This is a genomic window from Pseudomonas sp. B21-056 (assembly GCF_026016325.1).
Lineage (GTDB): Bacteria > Pseudomonadota > Gammaproteobacteria > Pseudomonadales > Pseudomonadaceae > Aquipseudomonas.
The window spans coordinates 1037886-1057947 of the sequence record NZ_CP087203.1 but is presented as its reverse complement, the minus strand read 5'-3'; the positions used below and the strand labels follow the sequence as shown (position 1 = coordinate 1057947).

The 20062-nt window shown below is 60.6% G+C and carries 16 protein-coding genes; 7 read left to right on the top strand and 9 right to left on the bottom strand.

Going from position 1 to position 20062, the window contains the following annotated elements; genetic code table 11:
- Positions 1 to 210 precede the first annotated feature (210 nt).
- Positions 211 to 522 carry a DUF3509 domain-containing protein gene (locus LOY67_RS04520; RefSeq protein WP_265066124.1) on the top strand — a complete coding sequence of 104 codons (312 nt, stop codon included), beginning with the start codon at positions 211 to 213 and terminating at the stop codon, positions 520 to 522.
- On the opposite strand, the gene LOY67_RS04515 is transcribed toward LOY67_RS04520, so the two are convergent.
- Positions 519 to 1019 carry a phosphate-starvation-inducible protein PsiE gene (locus tag LOY67_RS04515; protein ID WP_047699631.1) on the bottom strand — a complete coding sequence of 167 codons (501 nt, stop codon included), beginning with the start codon at positions 1017 to 1019 and terminating at the stop codon, positions 519 to 521. The two genes, LOY67_RS04520 and LOY67_RS04515, sit on opposite strands and share 4 nt — an antisense overlap.
- A gap of 356 nt (positions 1020 to 1375) precedes the next feature.
- Between LOY67_RS04515 and LOY67_RS04510 the strand changes: the two genes are divergently transcribed.
- Positions 1376 to 1639, top strand: coding sequence for a YebG family protein (locus LOY67_RS04510; RefSeq protein ID WP_258630999.1), 264 nt, complete (start codon positions 1376 to 1378; stop codon positions 1637 to 1639).
- 31 nt (positions 1640 to 1670) lie between these two features.
- Here the strand turns inward: LOY67_RS04510 and LOY67_RS04505 are convergent, their stop codons facing one another.
- Positions 1671 to 3059 carry a PLP-dependent aminotransferase family protein gene (locus LOY67_RS04505; protein ID WP_265066123.1) on the bottom strand — a complete coding sequence of 463 codons (1389 nt, stop codon included), beginning with the start codon at positions 3057 to 3059 and terminating at the stop codon, positions 1671 to 1673.
- A gap of 314 nt (positions 3060 to 3373) precedes the next feature.
- Here LOY67_RS04505 and LOY67_RS04500 point away from each other — a divergent pair, with 314 nt between their 5' ends.
- On the top strand, positions 3374 to 4573 hold the full coding sequence (locus LOY67_RS04500) for a benzoate/H(+) symporter BenE family transporter (protein ID WP_265066122.1): 1200 nt from the start codon (positions 3374 to 3376) through the stop codon (positions 4571 to 4573).
- Positions 4574 to 4606: 33 nt separating this feature from the next.
- On the opposite strand, the gene LOY67_RS04495 is transcribed toward LOY67_RS04500, so the two are convergent.
- Entirely contained in the window at positions 4607 to 5626 is a 1020-nt protein-coding gene (locus LOY67_RS04495; protein ID WP_265066121.1) for a Glu/Leu/Phe/Val dehydrogenase family protein, read from the bottom strand.
- A 184-nt stretch (positions 5627 to 5810) separates the two neighbouring features.
- Between LOY67_RS04495 and LOY67_RS04490 the strand changes: the two genes are divergently transcribed.
- Positions 5811 to 6614 (top strand): SirB1 family protein, encoded by an 804-nt coding sequence (locus LOY67_RS04490; protein WP_265066120.1) that lies wholly within the window; start codon positions 5811 to 5813, stop codon positions 6612 to 6614.
- A gap of 133 nt (positions 6615 to 6747) precedes the next feature.
- On the opposite strand, the gene maiA is transcribed toward LOY67_RS04490, so the two are convergent.
- The 3 genes from maiA to hmgA are packed head-to-tail and all read right to left on the bottom strand — an operon-like array spanning position 6748 to position 10012.
- Positions 6748 to 7389 carry a maleylacetoacetate isomerase gene (maiA, locus tag LOY67_RS04485; RefSeq protein ID WP_265066119.1) on the bottom strand — a complete coding sequence of 214 codons (642 nt, stop codon included), beginning with the start codon at positions 7387 to 7389 and terminating at the stop codon, positions 6748 to 6750.
- A gap of 10 nt (positions 7390 to 7399) precedes the next feature.
- On the bottom strand, positions 7400 to 8704 hold the full coding sequence (gene fahA, locus LOY67_RS04480; protein WP_265066118.1) for a fumarylacetoacetase: 1305 nt from the start codon (positions 8702 to 8704) through the stop codon (positions 7400 to 7402).
- Positions 8705 to 8707: 3 nt separating this feature from the next.
- Positions 8708 to 10012, bottom strand: a complete 1305-nt coding sequence (gene hmgA / locus LOY67_RS04475; RefSeq protein WP_265066117.1) for a homogentisate 1,2-dioxygenase — start codon at positions 10010 to 10012, stop codon at positions 8708 to 8710.
- Positions 10013 to 10128: 116 nt separating this feature from the next.
- On the opposite strand from hmgA, the gene LOY67_RS04470 reads away from it, so the two are divergent.
- Complete coding sequence (locus LOY67_RS04470; protein ID WP_265066116.1) at positions 10129 to 10926, top strand: IclR family transcriptional regulator; 798 nt, start codon at positions 10129 to 10131, stop codon at positions 10924 to 10926.
- Here LOY67_RS04470 and LOY67_RS04465 read toward each other — a convergent pair whose 3' ends face one another.
- The 3 genes from LOY67_RS04465 to LOY67_RS04455 form a co-directional block, all read right to left on the bottom strand.
- Complete coding sequence (locus tag LOY67_RS04465) at positions 10927 to 13479, bottom strand: helix-turn-helix transcriptional regulator (RefSeq protein ID WP_265066115.1); 2553 nt, start codon at positions 13477 to 13479, stop codon at positions 10927 to 10929.
- A gap of 264 nt (positions 13480 to 13743) precedes the next feature.
- The gene (locus LOY67_RS04460) at positions 13744 to 15111 is read right to left on the bottom strand and encodes a DUF1329 domain-containing protein (RefSeq protein ID WP_265066114.1); all 1368 of its coding nucleotides are present in this window, start codon (positions 15109 to 15111) and stop codon (positions 13744 to 13746) included.
- 22 nt (positions 15112 to 15133) lie between these two features.
- Positions 15134 to 16942, bottom strand: a complete 1809-nt coding sequence (locus tag LOY67_RS04455) for a DUF1302 domain-containing protein (protein WP_265066113.1) — start codon at positions 16940 to 16942, stop codon at positions 15134 to 15136.
- Positions 16943 to 17578: 636 nt separating this feature from the next.
- Between LOY67_RS04455 and LOY67_RS04450 the strand changes: the two genes are divergently transcribed.
- Together LOY67_RS04450 and LOY67_RS04445 are read left to right on the top strand one after the other, a co-directional pair.
- Positions 17579 to 19756, top strand: a complete 2178-nt coding sequence (locus LOY67_RS04450) for an S-type pyocin domain-containing protein (protein ID WP_265066112.1) — start codon at positions 17579 to 17581, stop codon at positions 19754 to 19756.
- Positions 19753 to 20010 carry a hypothetical protein gene (locus LOY67_RS04445; protein ID WP_265066111.1) on the top strand — a complete coding sequence of 86 codons (258 nt, stop codon included), beginning with the start codon at positions 19753 to 19755 and terminating at the stop codon, positions 20008 to 20010. The genes LOY67_RS04450 and LOY67_RS04445 overlap by 4 nt, the downstream gene beginning before the upstream one ends.
- The last annotated feature ends 52 nt before the right edge of the window (positions 20011 to 20062 follow it).

The window sequence follows — 20062 nt, the reverse complement described above, 5'->3', positions numbered from 1 at the left end:
GAGCTATCACCCCACGAACACTGACCGGCCGTTTTTCCGGCATGCCCCTTGCTGTCGTCTTGCAGCAGTGGCCGCAGGCTGCGATCTACTTGCCACGCACCTGCATCCGGCGATGAGCACGATCATGGAATGGCCGGTGGTCCGGTATTGCGAACTAATCCCGATCACGGCCGGTCAACAACTGCACGTTCAATCAGGCGGTGACGCATCATGGACAACCCTTTTCAGATCATTACCGACGCTTTTGCGCCGCAGTATCAAATCAACCTGAGCATCCAGGGCCTCGACGGCAGCATCATGCTGACCCTGTCCAGGGCCGGGCGGATCGTCGCCAAGCGCATGATCAGCGCCCAGCAACGCAACGACCCGGAACGGCTCAAGCGCCTGGTGCAAAGTATCCAGTTCGGTATCGCCATCGAGCAGGGCCACAGCGCCGTGGCGATCCTCGAAGCCATGACCGGTGGCGACAACGTCAAGCTGCCACCACCGCGTTCACAAGGCACGGCTTCCGCCAGCCTCTAGATTTCCCCCTTCTCCACTTCAGCATGTTCACTGGAGCCCGCGCCGACCTTACGGTGCGGGTGTTCGATCTTCACCGACGGGAACTGCGACGACGCGTAGCGCACCACCAGGATCGAAAATGCCAGCAACAGGATGCCTCCGCATAGGTAGATGATCCCCAGGTCCGGCGGGCTGTGATGGGAAACGTTGGAGATCAGCAGGCGGGTCAATGCGGTGATGGCCACGTAAATCAGAAACCGCACCGGCATGTGGTTGGTCTTGAAGTAGATCCCGACCATCGCGCCCAATTCCAGATAGATGAACAGCAGCAGGATATCGTCGATCTTGATATGCCCTGCCTCGATCATCTGCAAAAACTCCATGACCGCCGCCCATGCGGTCACCGCTCCGATGGCGAACAGCGCCAGATAGTGGAACGTCTCGACGAACAGGTTGCCCAGGGATTCGGCCAACTGATGGACGTTCTGGCGCAGGTTCTCGGCCCAGTTGATTTTCACGATGTAGTTTCCTTAGGTCGACTCGACCGATGATGCGGGTTGGACGTGACGGTTGTTCTGCATGCAGAAAAAAGGCCAGCGGCGTGAGTGAGATGGCGAAAGGCTGGCAACCGACACGTCCTTCCCTACGACAAACGCCGAAACCGGTCTACATTAAAAAGCCACTACCCAAAGGGAAAGGATTCGCTTATCCTCCAGCCTGTATATAAATACAGTACTTACAAGTTACCGGCTTGAAGGCGTGCGAGGCGGGACCGACCGTCGCGCCTCGCAGCCGTGATGCTTGGATTTTTATAGATTCCGCGGCCTGGCTTCCCATGCTCGCGGCAGACATGCAAACAAACGAGAGGCCAGCCATGGCTGTTGAGATTCTGTACCGCAGTACACGTGATTTGGAGACTACGTTTTTGGACCGTAAGCTCGCTGATGCCCATGACCAGATGCTCGAACTGGCGGAGGTGCTGACCACCGTCCTGATGAAGAATGTGCAAGGCCTGAACGAGAAGCAGGCCGAGGATGCGAGCATCTTCATGGCAAAAAACCGGGCGGCGTTTGCGGCAGCCTTCAAAAGCAATGCCGCCGCCCTCGGGGAGCTTCTAGGCTCCGAAGAAAGCGAGTGAACTTGCTATATCGCCTCGACGGCGTGGCGACTCAGTAGTAACGGCGCGGGTCGGAATCGATCAGGCTGGCCAGCTTTGTCAGGGCGAAACGCAGCTCTTCCTGGCTGGTAGGCGACATCAGCACCACCCGTACACTTCGGGTAGTCCCAGAGCGTTCAGCCTGGAACTGCGTGCCGCTGAGCACCAGCACGCCGTTGGCCCGGGCGAGCATGGTGAACTCGTCGCTGGTCCATGGCTCGGGCAGCGTCAACCAGACATGGTACGCATAGGGCTGGGTCTTGAGTTCGAAGTTGGCAAAGACTTCCCGGGCAATTGCTTGGCGCCCGGCGGCTTCGTTGCGCTGGATGCGGATCAGCTTCTTGTCCAGCCCCTCGGTGATCACATTGCTCGCCAGTTGCGCGGTCAACGGCGACGGCATCCAGACGCTGCTGCGCACCATCGAGGTCAGCCGGGACAGCAATTTCGGTGGGCTGTAGAGATAACCGACCCGAAGGGCCGGCATGACCGACTTCGACAGGCTGGTCAGGTACACCGACCGATCCGGAGCAAAGGCCGACAGTGGTTTGGTCGACGGATCGGTGGCGAGGAAACCATAGATGTCATCGTCCAGGATGATGAAGTCGAACTCCTCGGCCAGTGCTGCAATCTGGGCCCGACGCTTTTGCGACATGATCGCCGCCGTCGGATTCTGGCAAGTCGCCACGCACACGAGCATCGCCGGTTTCTCGCGCAGGCACAGTTCGCGCAACGCCTCGGGAATGATGCCTTCGTCATCCATCGGCACGCCACGCAGACGGCGTTCAAGGCCATGGGCCAGGGAAATGATGCCCGGATAACAAAGCGCTTCGCAGAGCACCAGGTCGCCGGCGTTGGTCAGGGCGCTCATCGCGACCATCAAGCCATGCTGGGCCCCGGCGGTGATCACCACTTGTTGCCATTGCGCATCGGGCAATGAATGGCGCAACCACTGTGCGCCTGCCTCACGATGGGCCGGGTGACCGCCGTCCGGGGCGTAATCCAGGGCGCCGGCAAAATCGACGCTTTTCGCCATGCCCACCAGCGCGCCGCGCAACCAGTACTCCAGGGTTTCACTGGAGGGCTTGATGATCGAGAGATCGAGGAGTTCAGGTTGCCCCAGGTTCAACGGCGCGGCACTGTTGCTTGCCGGCAGCTCCAACTGCTGCTGGTTGAGCACATACGTGCCCCGTCCCACTTCACCCTGCACCAGCCGACGTCGATGGGCCTCACCATAGGCGCGACTGATGGTGCCCGGCGTGACGTTCAGGGCATTGGCCAGCTCCCTCAGCGTCGGCAAGCGGTCGCCTTCGTTCAGCACGCCGCTGCTGATATCGCGCGCCAACGCATCGGCGATCGACAGGTACATTGGCTGGTTGAACTCGCTTAGCTGGGGAACCCACATGAATGACCACTGCCCATCGTAGAAATGAGGAATTTGCGAGCATATCACAGGGAGGCGAGGCCATTAATGACAGGCACAATCGCAAAATTGAGTCGATTGATTCGATATAAAGATATCCAACCGTGCTACGAGATAAAAAATATAACAAATAAAATCAAATAGTTAACTTGAAAATGAAGAGTGATATTGCGCTATCCACTCAAACGCTATTGAATCGAATCAATTTATTCAAATACACTCATCACGAATCGGATCAATCGAATCAATCCTCTCCCTGATCACCGCGCGCTCCTGCCGCGCCAAGTCGAGACATCATGGCCACACTCAGAAAGGATCTATCCCTGTCAGCGGTCATCGCGGGTTTTATCGCCGTGATCATCTCCTATGCCGGCCCGCTCATCATTGTGTTCCAGGCTGCCAAGGAGGCCCACCTGCCCAACGACGTGGTGTCCTCGTGGATCTGGGCCATCTCCATCGGCAGCGGGATCACCGGCCTGTTCCTGAGCTGGCGCCTGCGCGTTCCGGTGATCACCGCATGGTCGACACCGGGCGCAGCGCTGCTGGTATCGATGCTGCCAACCGTCACTCTGCCCCAGGCCATCGGTGCCTATGTGGTGGCGTCGTTGATCATTGCCGTGGTGGGTCTGTCCGGCGCGTTCGACAAACTGATGAGTCGCTTGCCCAAGGCCATCGCCGCCGCCATGCTCGCCGGCATCCTGTTCCGCTTCGGTGCAGAGCTGTTCACTTCGATCAAGCTGCAGCCGGCGTTGGTGCTGTCGATGATCGCCGCTTACCTGATCTGCAAACGCTTTTCGCCGCGCTACGCGATTCTGTCGGTGCTGGTGGTCGGCTGCGCGATGGCCGCCACGTTCGGTGAGTTCAACAGTGGCTCGATCACCATCGCAGTGGCCCATCCGGTCTTTATCGCCCCGGAATGGAGCTGGCACGCAATCATCAATATTGGCCTGCCATTGGCGCTGGTGATGTTGACCGGCCAATACGTACCGGGCATGGCCGTGCTGCGGACCTCGGGCTACAACACGCCGGCGCGCTCGATTATCTCGGTCACCGCGATTGGCGCTGCGTTGATGGCTCCCTTCGGTTCCCACGGTTTGAACCTGGCGGCTATTACCGCAGCAATCTGCACCGGTCGCGAAGCCCATGAGGACCGCGACAAACGTTACATCGCCGGGATCGCCTGCGGGGTGTTCTACATCCTGATGGGCACCTTCGGCGCGACGCTGGCCTCGGTGTTTTCCGCGCTGCCGAAAGAACTGATCGCCTCCCTCGCCGGTCTCGCCTTGTTCGGTGCAATCAGCGCCGGGCTGACCGGTGCCATGGCCGACGAGAAACAGCGGGAAGCGGCGCTGATCACTTTCCTGGTGACCGCTTCGGGCATGAGTTTCCTGGGCTTGGCCGCCGCGTTCTGGGGGCTGATCTTCGGCCTCGTGGCGCATTTCGTGCTGAGCTACACCCGCGAAAGCAAAACCGCCGTCATCGCCGAAGGCAACTGATCATGACGACTCGCCGTTGCGCGGCGAGCCGTTCTATCGATACAACAAACGCTCCGCCAGTTCATCCGCCACCCGGGCCGGCGAGCGCTTCTCCGCCTGGGCATGGGCGAAGACTTCGGTGAGCCGGGCGGCGATTTTCGACAGGTGGGCCGTGATGGTCGGCAGCTCTTCACCGCGATGCTTCAGGGCGACGTAGATCAGGCCACCGGAGTTGATCACGTAGTCCGGCGCGTAGAGGATCCCGCGCCTTTCCAGTTGATCGGCCACTTGCAGGCTGCTCAACTGGTTATGGGCCGAGCCGGCCACGGCCGAGCAGCGCAATTGCGCGACACTGTGGCTATTGAGCACACCGCCCAGGCCGCAGGGCGCAAGGATGTCGCAGGGCGTGCTGAGCAGCGCATCGTTGGCAATCGGATGGGCGCCCAACTGCTCCATCGCCAACTGCACCTTGCCTGGGTCGATGTCGCTGACCAGCAGTTCGGCACCGGCCGCGTGCAACTGTTCGGCCAGGGCATAACCGACATTGCCCAGGCCCTGGATCGCCACGCGCAGGCTTTCAAGATTATCGCTGCCCAGGCGGGCCATGGCCGTGGCACGAATGCCGGCAAACACACCCATTGCTGCGTGAGGTGCCGGGTCTCCCGAAGCGGTGGTGCTGGTGACATGACGGGTCTGCTGGGCGATGCAATCCATGTCGGCCACCGAAGTACCGCTGTCGACAGCGGTGATGTACCGGCCATCCAGTTGTTCGATGCAGCGCCCAAAGGCTTCGAACAACGCGGCCCGGCTTTCGACATGGGCCGGCCGCATGATCACCGCCACCCCGCCGCCCACGGGCAGACCGGCCAGGGCAGCCTTGTAGCTCATGCCCTGGGCCAGGCGCACGGCATCGACCACGGCACTTTCGTCGTCGGGGTAGGAAAGATAACGACATCCGCCCAAGGCTGGCCCTGGGCGGCTGCTATGAATGGCAATGACCGCCTTCAACCCGGTTGTCGGGTCTACGCTCAAGTGCAGCGATTCAAGGCGGGAGCTTTGCATGAGCGCAAACATCGACAGGCTCCCGAATCACTTCTGTTTGTTTCGCCAGTATAGGCGCGTAGCTGAAATTTGCTGGAGCACGCCGGAATAAGCTGTCATGGCGGTCAGTCTTTTTGACATAACCGTTACCGCGTCTCTCCGAGACTGGACGAAAGCCCGTGGCAGAGCTAAAACGAGGCAATGTCCGGAGAGTGTGATGAAACCGCGCCAAGCCTTTTTTGAATGTCTGCACCGTTCGCCTGCGGCGTTGTTCGAAGCGGCGCTCTGGATCGCCGCCGAGCATGATCGCGACGTCGACGTACCGACCTTGCTGAAGGATTTCAGGGATCTGCAACAGCGGGTCAGTCATGACCTGCCGTTGCTGCCTGTCGCAGAGCTGGGCCAGCCCCTGTTGCGCTGCCTGAATGACCTGGGCTTTGCCCAGGACGACTTCACGCCCCTGCGCCCACGGGTAGCGTTGCTCGACAAGGTACTGGTCCGCAAGCGCGGGCAACCACTGGCCCTCGCCCTGATTGCGTTGGAGCTGGCCCGAGGCCTGGAAATACCCATGGTCGGGGTCAACTTTCCCGGCCACTTCCTGTTGCGGGTGCCCGGTGCCGATCATCTGCTTGACCCGTGCGGCGGCCGGCGGCTCTACCCCAACGACTGCCGGGAACTGCTGCAGCGCCAATACGGCGCGAACATGTCGCTCAAGGCTGAGCACCTGGCCAGCGCCGAACCGCTGCAGATGCTCCAGCGCCTGTCACGCAATCTTCGCCAGTTGCATCTGGCGAACGACGAGTACATCGACGCACTGATCGATGCCGAACGGGTATTGGAACTGGGCAACGCCAGCGCCGCCGATTACCTGGCCCGCGCCAGCCTGTACCAGCGGCTCGATTGCCCCAACGCCGAGCGCTTCGACCTGGAACATGCGCTGATGCTCAGCGACGACCCGATCCAGCGGATCCGGCTGACGGAACGACTGGGGCATCTGCCGCCGAATTCGATTGTGCATTGATCTGTGCGGGTAGCCGACATTCGCATTGACTGTCAGGCCGCCTTCGCGAGCAGGCTCGCTCCCACACTGGACTGTGTGCACCAACCAATGTGGGAGCCTGCTCGCGATGGCGTCAAATCAGTCACCACGAATGTCAGTTGGTGGGTGTATCCACCTGATTAGCCGGATGCGCTTTCTGGAACGCAACATGTGCAGCCGCCAGCGCCGCAACGCGACAGATCCGTGGATACGCCTGCAAGGACACGTTGAACCTCTCAGCCGCATACAACTGCGCAATCAGGTAGACATCCGCCAATCCTGGCGCGGGGCCGAAACAGTAGCCCTCGTCGCCAATCAACTGCTCCACCGTCGCCAGCCCCTGGCTGATCCAGTGCCCGATCCACTCCGTCACTTGCGCTTCATCGTGCCCCCACTGCCGCAGCTTGTTGAGCACGCTGACGTTGTGCAGCGGGTGGATGTCGCAACCGATCAGGGCGGCAACGCCGCGCTCATGGGCACGAATCGCCAGGTCCGGGTTGAGCAGCGGCACCTGTGGATAACGTTCCTCCAGGTATTCGATGATGGCCGGCGACTGCACCAGCAACGCGCCCTCATCGGTGCGCAGCGCCGGTACCCGCCCCTGTGGGTTGATCGCGAGGTAGGCCGGCTGGCGATGTTCGCCCCCTGGCGGTGCGATCAGGTTGACCGGCAGGGCCTGGTAATCCAGGCCCTTGAGCGCCAAGGCGATGCGCACCCGATAGGACGAGGTGGAGCGGTAGTAGGTATAGAGTTTCATGCCCTGTTCCTCAACGCGCCGGCAGGATCTTGCCCCGGCATTCGCCAAAGCCGATGGAGGCGACGCCCTCACGGCTGCAACGGGCCCGCAGGATGATTTCGTCGCCATCCTCGAGGAACTTGCGCACCTCACCGGAAGCCAGCTCGACCGGCCTCTTGCCGCCCTCGGTGATCTCCAGCAAGCTGCCGAACTGACCGTTTTCCGGACCCGACAAGGTGCCCGAGCCGAACAGGTCGCCGGCCTGCAACTGGCAGCCATTGACGCTGTGGTGCGCAACCATCTGCGCCACGGTCCAGTACATGTAGCGGGTGTTGCTCAGCGTCAGGCGATGGGCCGGCAGGTTCTGCTCACGCATGGTCTCGGTCAGCAGCAGCACTTCCAGCTCGATATCAAAGGCCCCGCCGTCCTGGTCACGCTTGTCCAGCAGATATGGCAGCGGCTGCGGATCGCCGTCCGGCCGTGCCGGTTGAGGGCGACGGAACGGTTCGAGGGCTTCGGCCGTCACGACCCACGGCGAAATACTGGTCAGGAAGCTCTTCGACAGGAAAGGCCCCAGCGGCTGGTATTCCCAGGCCTGGATGTCCCGGGCCGACCAATCGTTGAGCAGGCAGAAGCCGCCAATGTGTTCGGCGGCATCACCGATGGCGATGGGCTCCCCCAGCGCATTGCCTTTGCCGATCCAGATACCCAGCTCCAGTTCGTAGTCCAGCCGCGCGCATGGGCCGAAGGTCGGCTCGGCCTGGCCGGCGGGCAGGGTCTGGCCCTTGGGACGGCGCACATCGGTGCCGGACGGACGGATGGTCGAGGCGCGTCCGTGGTAGCCGATGGGAACGTATTTGTAGTTGGGCAACAGCGGGTTGTCGGGACGGAACAGCTTGCCGACATTCTGCGCGTGCTCGATGCCGACGTAGAAGTCGGTGTAGTCGTTGATTTTCGCCGGCAGGTGCATCTGGCAATCCGTCGCCAGGGGAAGCAGCTTCGCCCCTTGGGCCAGGATCTGCTCGCGTTGCGCACTGTCTTCGCCGAACAAGGCCAGCAGCCGCTCACGCAAGGCCACTCGAGCGTTGCGGCCCAGCTCGAAGAATGCGTTCAACTGGCCGCCGCTCATGGCTTCGACGGCTTCGCGCGCCGCGCCATCGAACAAACCCACCTGCACCGCGGCCTGCAAATCGAAAACATGATCGCCGATGGCAACGCCGCTACGGGGAGCACCACCGTCCACGCTGAAGATCCCCAGCGGCAGGTTTTGCAGCGGGAAATCGGCATGGCCGTTGGCGGAGGCAACCCAGCTACGGGTAGGGGAAACTTGAGTCATGGGTTATCTCCGGGTCGGGTCGAACGTGACGGGCAGCGAAGCCCAACAGGCATCGTAGTCGGTTTGCAGTTGCGGGCAGTCCAGGGCGAAACGACTCGGGCGCAGCACCTGGCTGGTTTCGAACATGAAGGCCATGGTGTTATCGATTTTCACCGGCGCCAGCTCGGCATTGACCGCCTTGGTGCAGGTTTCGCCGTCCGGACCATGGGCGCTCATGCAGCTGTGCAATGAGGCGCCGCCCGGCAGGAAACCCTCGGCCTTGGCGTCGTAGGCGCCCTGGATCAGGCCCATGAATTCGTTCATCAGGTTGCGGTGGAACCACGGTGGACGGAAGGTTTTTTCCGCCACCATCCAGCGCGGCGGGAAGATCACGAAGTCGAGGTTGGCCAGGCCATGGACGCTGGTGGGCGAGGTCAACACCGTGAAAATCGACGGGTCCGGATGATCGAAGCTGACCGTGCCGATGGTGTTGAACCGGCGCAGGTCGTATTTGTACGGCACGTTGTTGCCATGCCAGGCCACCACGTCGAACGGCGAGTGGTCCAGTTCGCATGCCCACAACTCACCGAGGAATTTCTGCACCAGCGTGGTCGACTGCGCGAGGTTCTCGTAATGCGCGACCGGCGTCAGGAAGTCCCGCGGGTTGGCCAGGCCGTTGCTGCCGATGGGGCCGAGATCCGGTAGGCGCAGCGGCGCGCCATGGTTCTCGGCCAGGTAACCGCGGGCCTGCGGATCGAGCAGCTCGACGCGAAATTTCAGGCCGCGAGGCAACACGGCGATTTCCAGCGGCGCCAGTTCCAGCATTCCCAGCTCGGTGACGATCCGCAGTCGCCCCGACTGCGGCACGAGCAGCCACTCGCCGTCGGCATTGAAGAACACCCGCTCCATGGAACGGTTGGCACGGTAGTGAAAGATACTGATGCCGGCGGGCTTGTCCTGGCCGGCATTGGCCGCCATGCGCACCAGCCCGTCGATGAAGTCAGTGGGTTCGACGGGGATGTCCAGCGGGTTCCAGCGCAGGCGATTGGGCGTGATCTCACCCAGTGCTCCGCCGGCCAGTTGGCGTTCCGATTTGACGAAGGCCGGATGATGGGCCGATGGCCGGATGCGATACATCCAGGTACGCCGCGCCTCGCTGCGAGCCATGGTGAACGCCGTGCCGGAAAACAGTTCGGCGTAGAGACCGTACGGGGCTTTCTGCGGGGAGTTCTGGCCGACAGGCAGCGCGCCGGGCAGCGCTTCGCTGGCAAACTCGTTGCCGAAGCCTGATTGGTACGCCAACTCGGACGCTGTGGAATCGAGGTTCATGGAGCCTCCTGAGCACCTGTTATTTTTATCGTAATTCAATTACGCATAACGTAATTTGCTCAGCAACGACCGTCAAGCTATAAAGACGCCCATTCGCTTCCGGATCCAGCGCCTCCATGGAAACCCCGCTCAACAACGGCAAACAGAAAGTCCGCTCGGCTGAGGTCGGCACCGACATTCTCAAAGCCCTGGCCGAACTCTCCCCCTCCACGTCGCTGTCGCGTCTGGCCGAACACGTGCAGATGCCGGCGAGCAAGGTTCATCGATACCTGCAAGCCTTGATTGCCAGCGGTTTCGCCGAACAGAACACCGCCACCAACCACTACGGCCTGGGGCGCGAAGCCTTGCGGGTGGGCCTGGCGGCGTTGAACGGTATGGATGTGCTGCAAGTGGGCGCCCTGCCCCTGGCGGAGCTGCGGGACGACTTGAACGAAACCTGCTTCCTGGCGGTGTGGGGCAATCACGGCGCGACCGTGGTGCGGATCGAACCCGCCGTGCGCGCCGTGACCGTGGTGACGCAACTGGGTTCGGTATTGCCGCTGCTCAGTTCGTCCACCGGATTGGTGTTCAGTGCTTACCTGCCGGAACGCGAGACCATCGGGCTACGGGAACAGGAAGTGGCGAGCACCCTCAACCACGCACTGGCTGACAGCCGCGCCTATGCCAGCCTGTGCGAGCAGATCCGCAGTCGCGGCCTGCACCATGTACATGGTTTGCTGATGCCGGGCGTGGACGCCTTGTCCGCGCCGGTCTTCAACGCCGTCGGCCAGGTGACGGCCGTCATGACCATCGTCGGCCCGACCTCGCTGTTCCATGCCGACGAGAACGGCCCGGCGGCCCAACGACTGCTGGCGGCGACCCGGGCCGTGAGTTGGCGTATGGGTTATGAGTCCGGCCCGGGATCAGCCATCTGACTAACCCATGACTCCCATGACCTTGGCCTTCGCCACCGCCTGGGTACGCCGCTGCACACCTAACTTGCTATGTATCCGTCGCGCATGGGTTTTTACCGTGTGCAACGATATGAACAACTGCTCGGCAATCTGCTGGTTTGAATGACCCTGGGCAATCAGCTCCAGGACTTCCAGCTCTCGCTGGCTGAGCAGGGCTTCTTCGGCGCCGGTCGCCGGTTGTCCGACGGGCTCTGCCGATTGTGCCCAGCCCAGCAGCTCCGGCTGGCGTAAGCGCAGCTCGCACAGGGCTTGCTGCGCCCGCCAGCAGGCGACTCGCTGGAGGCCCTCCTGCACGAGGGCGCGAGCCTGGGCATGATCGCCGGACAGCCAGACGACTTCGGCCAAGGCCAACTGCAACTCGGTTTCCAGCCCCTGCATTGCACAGCGCTGCGCCTGGGCAATCATCATCTTCAGCCGGGCTTGTGGATCTTGTGCCCGTTGCAGGTAGACCTCGGCCAGCACCAGCAGGTATTCAAGCCGCGGAATCAATTCCAGGGTAGCCGGTGGCGCATGGAGGGCCTGGGGGCCGCGAAAATGCCGCAAGACCCGGATCAGGGCTTCATGGGCCAACTCAGGGCGACCTTGTTGCAACCAGAACTGACAACTGGTCTGCAGCAGTACACCTCGATATACGGTGTCGGGAATGTGCCGTTGCTGCATGACCCGCTCGGCTTCACGCAGATGCACGAAGGCCTCGCCATAGTCGCCCTGGTTGGCAGCCAGGCTGGCCTTGCCGAGAAAGCCGTAGAGCACTTGTTTGTCCTGGCTGTGAAGGCTCGTTTCCAGGCCCGCTTGAAACTGCTCCGCTGCCCGCTCTTCAAGCCCCATGCGCAATGCCAGGCGCCCGCGTCGCAGGGCGATGCGCCCCAGCAACGGGGAAAAATCCTGGCCCGGCTTATCGAGCAGCATCTGCACCGCACTCAACAGATGGTCGGCCCGGTGAGGTGCGCCGCGTTGTTCCAGCACCTGGGCGTGGTCGAGTTCCAGCAACCCCTCGAACACCAGCGAGCCCTGTGCACGCGCCAGGCACAACGCCTGGCGGTTGATCCATTGCGCCGACGCCAACTCCCCCTTGAGCAACGCCTGTTGGGTCAGCCCCGACTGGCACAGCAACCGTGAGGCCCAGGCCTCGGGATCCAGACTGCTCTGGGCCTGGAGGAAATGCTCGCTCGCCTGGTCACCCGCCCCTGACAGGTGCCGCAACCAGCCGCTGAGGACCTGCCAGCGCGCAACCAACTGGCGCTGCTGGCAGGCCTGAGGCTGTGGTGCGAATCGCGCCAGTTGCTCGATACACGCCGATGCCTGATCGAAGCGCCCAGCGAACAACAGCGCGGCCGTGACCAACCCCACCGATTGCGGCGTACCGAGCGTCAGCGCTTCACCTTGTCGATCATGCAAATCCAGTAACAACACCACGTTACGACGTTGCAAGACATGTTCGAAGCTCAGGTGCTGCAAGAAACTGACGGCGGCCTCGAACTCTCCAGCCAGCATCGCTTGCTCGAACGCCATGGGCCAATCCTGCTCGGCCGCGAACCACTGGCAGGCCCGTCGATGCCAGGAGCGCCCTTGGGGCCAGGGTTCCTCGCGTACCAGCCGGGCCAGGGCCGGGAATATCTGCAACCAGTCCGAAGACTGTTCCCACGGTTCGATAAAGCATCCCAGCTCCCGCAGCAAGGGAAGGCATTCCGCACCCACGGTGTCGCCGAACAGATGTTCGCACAGCCGCGCGTTGAAGCGCGGCAGATGGGCCAGCACGCGCCAGGCCTGTGCCAGGTCCGGGGTCAACGCACTGAACAGCTCATGCTCGAGGTAATCCAGCAAGGTCCCTGGACGGCCCGGCGATGCGTGGCGGCGCGCCCACTCGCAACGCTCAAGCAAAGTGATGCGCGCCCCGGCGCACCAACCGCCGCTGCGCTGTATCACCTCACGAGCCGTGCGGATCGCCACGGGGCCGGGCAGATGACCAAGCAACGGCTGAATATCGTCAGGGGTGAACACCAGCGCCTTCGCGTCGAATTCGTGCAGCTCGTCGTCGAGCAGCAAACGCAGCCAGTTGCAGTGGGGACGGCGACGGCCATTGAGCCACAGGTGCAGTGCCGGGCTGCTGGCGTTCAGCAGGCGGTCGAGCAACTGGTCCAGCTCAGGATTCGGTACCCGGCAATAGTCATCCAGGAACAGCCAGGTAGGCATTTGCAAACGCGCCAGATGGGCCAACAGTGCGGCCTCGTCCATCACTGGCAACCCGAGGGTCTGCGCCAACTGCTCGCACATCTGCCTCGCGTCCAACGCCGCGCCCCCCAGCGGTAGCCAGTGCAACCGGCATCCGGCGGGAGCCTGTAGAAAACACTCGGCGAACAACGCGCTCTTGCCACTGCCCGCCGGCGCGCAGAGCAGCTTTATCCGAGCATCGGAGGTGAGCAAGGGCTCGCTCAGGGACCGGCGCGGCACATGTGTCGAGGACAGGCGAGGCAGCAATCCAGGACGGTCCGGACACGGAGTCATGGCGGTCATGTGCGAGGGCCCTTTTTATTCTTGTCTCACCACCCTAGCCCTGTGTCGCCCACCTTTGGAGAAGTATTCAGCACGCTGATCGCGGCTCATAAGAAAACGACCGGAGAGATACCCTTGTGGCGAGGGGATTTATCCCCGCTGGGGCGCGTAGCGGCCCCAAACCCTACGACTCGGTGTATCAGGCTGATTGAGTCGTCTGTGTTGGGGCTGCTGCGCAGCCCAGCGGGGATAAATCCCCTCGCCACAATTAGAAAGCCGCCAGCCTCACCGCACCCCACTCGAGCGCAACGCCGCCGGCGTGTAGTCGGCTGCCCTGGCCTCGAAACCGTACTCGTAGCTGTGCTTCTCTTCGTTCTTCATGCCCAGCGCAATGTAGCGGCCGGCGATGATGTCGTAGAGCGTCTCGAGGGTGTAGGCGGGGTTCTGGTGATCGTAGTAGAACTGCGCATGCCCTTCGGCCACGCGCCACAGCTGACCACGGCCATCGTAGTGATCCACCAGCGCCGCCTGCCAGCTGTCCTCGTCGAAGTACATGTGGCGCTTGGCATAGATGTGCCGTTCGTTAGGCTTGACCGTACCGATCACTTCCCAGACCCGGTGCAGCTCATAGCGGGTCAGGTCCTGGTTGATGTGGCCGGCCTTGATCACATCGTCGTACTTGAGGGTGGGTGAGTCGAGCTTGTAGCTGTTGTACGGAATGTACATTTCCTTTTTGCCGACCAGCTTCCAGTCGTAGCGATCCGGCGCACCGGAGAACAGGTCGAAGTTGTCGGAAGTGCGCAGTCCGTCGGCGGCGGTGCCCGGACCGTCATAAGCGACCTGCGGGGCGCGACGCACACGGCGCTGACCGGCGTTGTAGATCCAGGCCAGACGCGGTTCCTTCACCTGGTCGAGGGTTTCATGCACCAGCAGCACGTTGCCGGCCAGGCGTGCCGGGGCGGTGACTTCCTGTTTGAAATAGGTCAGCACGTTGCTGGCTTTTTCCGGATCGGCGTCCTTGATCAGGGCCGGCACAGCGGCCTCTTCTTCGAAGCGGATCGGCGTGAAGCTGCCGTTGGTCTGCGGCGTGGCCTGGGTGATGATGCGTCGCAGGTTGCCACCGTGATAACGGGTAATGTGGTTCCAGATGACCTCGACGCCGTTCTTGGGAATCGGAAACGCGTAGTAGCGGTTGCCGGTGAAATTGGCCAGGCCGTTACCATCGTTGATCGCGGTGACATTGAGCGCGCTGCGCTTGGCCGACTCGTAGATTTCCGGCGGCAGCCCTACACTGCGATGGGTCGGATAGACCGGGATCCGGTAGGTCTCCGGGTAACGCTTGAACATCGCCACCTGGCCTTCGGACAGCTTGTCCTTGTACTTGTCCACGGTCGCGGCGGTGATGATGAACAGCGGTTTTTCATTGGCGAACGGATCCGCCAGGAAACCTTTGCTGTCCACGGCGCCGGCGTTTTTCGGGATACCACCGGTCCAGGCCGGGATCGAGCCATCGGCATTACCGGCTTTCTCCGCGCCCAGCGGCGTCAGGCTGGTGCCCAGTTTGTTCGCCTCTTCCGGCGAAACCGCCGCCATCACGTTTGCGGCCAACAGGCTCAAGGCCAGGGCACCGCATTGCAGGATCATCTTGCGCATAGGGTTTTCCTTGTCAGCCAGATCAGAAGTTCACGCCGAAGCTCAACGCGAGGAAGTCGCGATCCTTGAGGACGTTGTAGTCGCCGCCGAAAAAGTCGGTGTAGCTCAGGCTGGCGGTGTAGGTGTTGCGGTAGTCGGCATCGACGCCGAGGCTGACAGCCTTCGCGCCTTCGTTGAACAGGCCGTTGGGACCGTAGCCGGCCACGTCATGGGACCAGGACACGTTGGGCTTGAAGTTGATGCCGGCGATGACGTTGGAGTAGTCGAGAATCGCCCGGGCGCGATAGCCCCATGAGGTGGAGGTGACGAAGCCGTCGGTGTCACCGTTGAACCCGTATTGACCGTAGACCGAATCGCGGCCGTAACGCAGCTTGTCCTTGGACTCCAGCCCGCCGACGTGCACCACCGCGGCTTCGCCCACCAGGGTCAGGCGATCTGCGCCCAATACCTGATCGACGAAGTGCGTCAGGGTGCTCTGGATCTGGGTGATTTCCTTGCGGCGGTAGCCGGTGTTGTCGGCGCCCGGCGAGGTGGCGATGGGTGATGCAGCACCACCGGTGATTGGATTGAGCAAGGCCAGGGTCAGGTCGTTGGTGTTGAGCTGTACGGGAGCGTTGGGGCGGTAGCTGATTTCGCCGGTCCATGCGGTGCCGGTGGGCAACGTGGTGGAAAAGCTGGCGCCGTACAGGCGGATATCCTCGGGGTATTCGAGGTAGTACTGACCTCGGCCGAGCATGACGCTTGACGCCAGAGCGGCGCCTGCGCCTTGGGCAAGGCCTTCGGCAATCGGGATCATGCCACCCGGATTCGTATTCCCCACCACCGCGAGCGTAGATGCTCCAGCCGTCGTGGTGCCGACAGTAGGCGTGCGGCTGTGATAATTCATGAAGTACAAGCCGTACTCGGTGTCGTCGCCAAGCCAGCGCAACGCCGTGCCCCATTGGCCGGAGTCACGGGCATCACGATCACCCCCACGAGGAATTACCACGCCCTCACTGGACACCTCAATACCCTGGCCGAACGCCTGAGTCAGCGGTACGAACGGCGCAATGGCCGGGTTCGCCACGGTGTAGCCGCTGGTGCAACCATCCGCCACCACGTCATTGCCAAAGAACGTGCCGCAGTTATCGACCACCGTCTGATCCCACTCCAACTGGTAGAACCCTTCGATGGTGAGCTTGTCGGTCAGGCCCTGGGAGGCGAACAGCATGTTCACCGGAATCAGGCCTTCCTTGATCTCGGCACCCGGGCGACGGAATGCGGACACGTCCACCGGGTTGATGCTGTTGATGGAGTTGCCGATGAAGGTACTTTCACCCCAACTGACCACCTGCTTGCCGGCACGCACCGTGCCCGGCAGATCGGCGATGGAATAGTTGTGATAGACGAAGGCATCGAGAATTTCCGCCCCTGACGACTTGGCGCCTTCCTTGCGATTGCTGTCGCTGATGTCCTTGAACGGACGGCTTTCGTCCTTCAACTCGAAGTCATACCAGTACTTGCCGCGCACGAACACGCCGGTGTCGCCGTACTTGAGTTCGAGATCGTGCAGGCCCTTGAAGATCTTCGAAAAGGTCTCGCCCTTCTTGAAGTTCAGTCGTCCATCATCACCCGTGGAAGACTGGCCCCTACCGCCGTTGACCGTGCCGATAAAGTCCTTGTCGGGGTCGCTCATGCCCCAGCTCGCGCCCACGGACAGCGAGGAGTCGAACTGACCCTCGATCTCGCCAATGTTGAATGAAACCGCCTGCGCCTGGGCACAGCAACCCAAGGCCACCGCGACGGCCAACGCCTGCGGCTTGAAGATGGCGCGCATTGTTATTGTTGTCATGCGTCTTCCCCGGTGAGTGACAGAGACTTCACCCTACTGCCGCCCGTCATGGGCGATAAGCGCACCAAGGAGGTATTCATGTTGTCGCTCGAAAGGATTACAGCCCGCACACAACGGGGCCTGGCACACGCCATGGACGGGCTGGATAGCGGCCCATCAGTGCAATGCATGTTCGGAGTGTCGTTTCGACTGTTGCGCGCCCAGTAACAGTGCATGTCCGGATCCGGTCTGTTTCCCGCCGCGCACGATCCCTATGCTGGCCGGGCTTTCAGAACTGCGGGCCTGCAAGCACAAGCCGCCACGGCGCCCCTCGCGCCTGGCGCACCGTCATTCGGATGGGCTGTGCATCAACCCATCGCCTCCCGTGTTTACCGACGTTGATTTGTAGCTCCTTTGCAACGTCATCTTCAGGCCGCTGCTTTTTGCAGCGGCCTTTTTTATGTGGGTTTATTTCCCAGGTGAAACTTCTCGATTCCTACAACACCTTCGGAATCTCTCACCTGCCCACCCTCTGCGAACAAACTTATAGTACTTCTTATCGTTCAGAACGGCACTGATATATATGACCACGGACAGGCTCACCACTCAAACACTGACAAGCACTACTTCAGCATCCGCATTCGAAAGGAACTCGACATGCCACAAGAAAAGAACATCCTCGTAAATAGAGGAATACCTCTCAGGCGCTCACCCTCTTTTAACTCAGGACCTGGCGGATCAATTCCGAATGGTTCTGGGTTTGGAGGAATGTCAGGCTCCGCCTACTCCGACCTCGGCCCCGACACAATCGATTACGCCAACGAATGGCTGATTGAAAGCAACACCGATACCGAGAAGGTTTACAGGGAAAACATTAAAAACCTCAAACCTATAACCGATGCCGAACTTTCACAAACTAGAGAGACTGCTCGTAAGATGTTCCCCCTTGGGGTTGATGCTAACGACATTGAAGCAAGAACACTCAACCTACAGTTGTCAAAAGCAAGGGCGGACCACCAAGAACAAGTAACGATAGCCAATCGTTATTACGGGCATGACCCATTGACCCACAAAGGTCGCGACCCCTATTACAAGGGATTCGATGCCCCGGATCGCATCACACAAGGTGAGTATTACAAAGCAGTAAGAAGATGGAATATTTCTTACGCTGCAGCTTACGAAGCAAAGTTTCTGGCTGAACAGATAAAGCTATTGGAAACGCGCTTAGTCATACAAAACAAAGCCGTCGCCGAAGCCAGCGCAAGAACAGCGGCAGCAGCCCAGGCGAAAGCACTGGCCGAAGCCAAACGGGTTGCCGAAGAGCGAGCAAGGCTTGCGGCGGAGGCACAACGAAAGGCTGCGGCTGAAAAAGCAGCTCAGGCGAAAGCCCAAGCTGACGCAAGACGGATGACTGAAGAACTAGCGCGTAAAGCAGCCGAAGCCGAGGCCAAACGGGTTGCCGAAGAACAGGCGCGGCTGGCGGCAGAAGTACAACGCAAGGCCGCAACTGAGGCAGCCGCCCAGGCAAAAGCCCAGGCTGACAGACAGCGCGCAGCGGCAATAAAAGCTCGCAAGGCCGCCAAAGCCGAAGCCAAACGCAATGCCAAACGAAGACGGCTTGCAGCGCGAGCGGCCCAGCGTCAGGCAGAAATTCCGGGAGCACGTAAACCAGTCTTGGCTGCCACCACACGTCCCGTATTGGCCCCCGCTGCCGTAGTTGGTCCCGCATTGAGCATTATCGGAGGAAGCTTCGCCGCCGATCAGGTGATCGCCTTGGCAATCACTCATGCGCTACGCGCCGCAGCCACGACAGTCATCGAAACCCTTGTTGCCGTTGCTGGTCCCGCTGCCGCAGGGATCACGGCCCTGGTTTATACATCGGAGTTAGGTAACGGCGATCTCTACGTACTGAGCGTTCCTCTGTCGGAACTCGCACCGGACAACACCGATGACTTGCATGCCATCGCTGCATCGGGAGGCGAAATCCATCTTCCGGTTGCCTTGGGTTCCAGGAAAGTCGTCAACAGCACGGAATTCATCGTGGCTGCCACCCCGGCAGACTCAACGCTCGCCAAGGTACCGGTCAGGCTGGCGACCTTTGACCCACAGGAAAATATCTACAAGTCCCATAGTCAGGAAGCTGAATCCATTGGCATTACCTGGTCACCCATCGTGACGCCGGACAATGCCTCTACCTCCTTGCCTGCGAGCGCTCCTGACGTTATTCATTACAGCGGCGCCATCCTGGAAGTCAAAGCAGGGCGACTCGATACACATCCAGAGCTGGATCGTTATAGCTTTGGTGGGTTCGTCACGGTATTTCCGGTCGAGTCAGGTATTGCGCCGCTCTATACCGTGTTCAGCACTCCCTATGAGGGGGCGACGACAAAAGGAGAGCACAGTGGGCGGGACTTCAATCCCGACATGGCCGGCGGGCCTGTTATTGATCTGGATTGGAGAACGGCGACCGTTACCCAAGAGGGGATAGACGCCGTGAAACTGCATATCGCGAGGCTGAATCCATCAGACGCGAATGGTGTCATGATCGAACGATTAGAAAACATTCTAAATGGCGATATTGACATTACCGATATAGATCGACGGTACTACACTCATGAAACCAGAGAGCTTGAAAGATTTCGAGCTCTTGGGTTGGGTGATGATTTTGTGCCTGCGGAGAACTCACCCTATTGGAACAATGCCCATACTGCAACACTCGAAGATTATAAAGTTCAAGACCGCGAATCATTACTTTACACCGCAGATGCATTAACCAAAGCAGCCTTACAGGACGAGAAAGAGTACCAACAGTTGCTGAAGGAGATGTCGCAATGAACACTATTGAGCAAATATTCAAAAACGAGGCATTAGAAGAAATCGTCACAGTGTTTGCACTATTGAAGGCGCACCCACATTTGGAGATGATGATCAGACGTCATAATATTGAGCTTATACAGCACGGTGAGCTTGCAAAAACTTACACCAAGCTTTTCGAAGCGGGGATTTTGGCAAGCGGCAAAAAAGGCCTTTGCATTAAGGGCCCTAACTGGAAAGCACCAAAATTCTTCCTTGAAAAAAGATACACCTAACCATTAGCCGCTGCCTGTGCAGCGGCTTTCTCCTTTCAGGTTATAGAACCTC

Coding starts and splice junctions, on each gene's coding strand:
- LOY67_RS04520 (WP_265066124.1), top strand. CDS start 211: ATGGACAACCCTTTTCAGATCATTACCGACGCTTTTGCGCCGCAGTAT.
- LOY67_RS04510 (WP_258630999.1), top strand. CDS start 1,376: ATGGCTGTTGAGATTCTGTACCGCAGTACACGTGATTTGGAGACTACG.
- LOY67_RS04505 (WP_265066123.1), bottom strand. CDS start 3,059: ATGTGGGTTCCCCAGCTAAGCGAGTTCAACCAGCCAATGTACCTGTCG.
- LOY67_RS04500 (WP_265066122.1), top strand. CDS start 3,374: ATGGCCACACTCAGAAAGGATCTATCCCTGTCAGCGGTCATCGCGGGT.
- LOY67_RS04495 (WP_265066121.1), bottom strand. CDS start 5,626: ATGTTTGCGCTCATGCAAAGCTCCCGCCTTGAATCGCTGCACTTGAGC.
- LOY67_RS04490 (WP_265066120.1), top strand. CDS start 5,811: ATGAAACCGCGCCAAGCCTTTTTTGAATGTCTGCACCGTTCGCCTGCG.
- maiA (WP_265066119.1), bottom strand. CDS start 7,389: ATGAAACTCTATACCTACTACCGCTCCACCTCGTCCTATCGGGTGCGC.
- fahA (WP_265066118.1), bottom strand. CDS start 8,704: ATGACTCAAGTTTCCCCTACCCGTAGCTGGGTTGCCTCCGCCAACGGC.
- hmgA (WP_265066117.1), bottom strand. CDS start 10,012: ATGAACCTCGATTCCACAGCGTCCGAGTTGGCGTACCAATCAGGCTTC.
- LOY67_RS04470 (WP_265066116.1), top strand. CDS start 10,129: ATGGAAACCCCGCTCAACAACGGCAAACAGAAAGTCCGCTCGGCTGAG.
- LOY67_RS04465 (WP_265066115.1), bottom strand. CDS start 13,479: ATGACCGCCATGACTCCGTGTCCGGACCGTCCTGGATTGCTGCCTCGC.
- LOY67_RS04460 (WP_265066114.1), bottom strand. CDS start 15,111: ATGCGCAAGATGATCCTGCAATGCGGTGCCCTGGCCTTGAGCCTGTTG.
- LOY67_RS04455 (WP_265066113.1), bottom strand. CDS start 16,942: ATGACAACAATAACAATGCGCGCCATCTTCAAGCCGCAGGCGTTGGCC.
- LOY67_RS04450 (WP_265066112.1), top strand. CDS start 17,579: ATGCCACAAGAAAAGAACATCCTCGTAAATAGAGGAATACCTCTCAGG.
- LOY67_RS04445 (WP_265066111.1), top strand. CDS start 19,753: ATGAACACTATTGAGCAAATATTCAAAAACGAGGCATTAGAAGAAATC.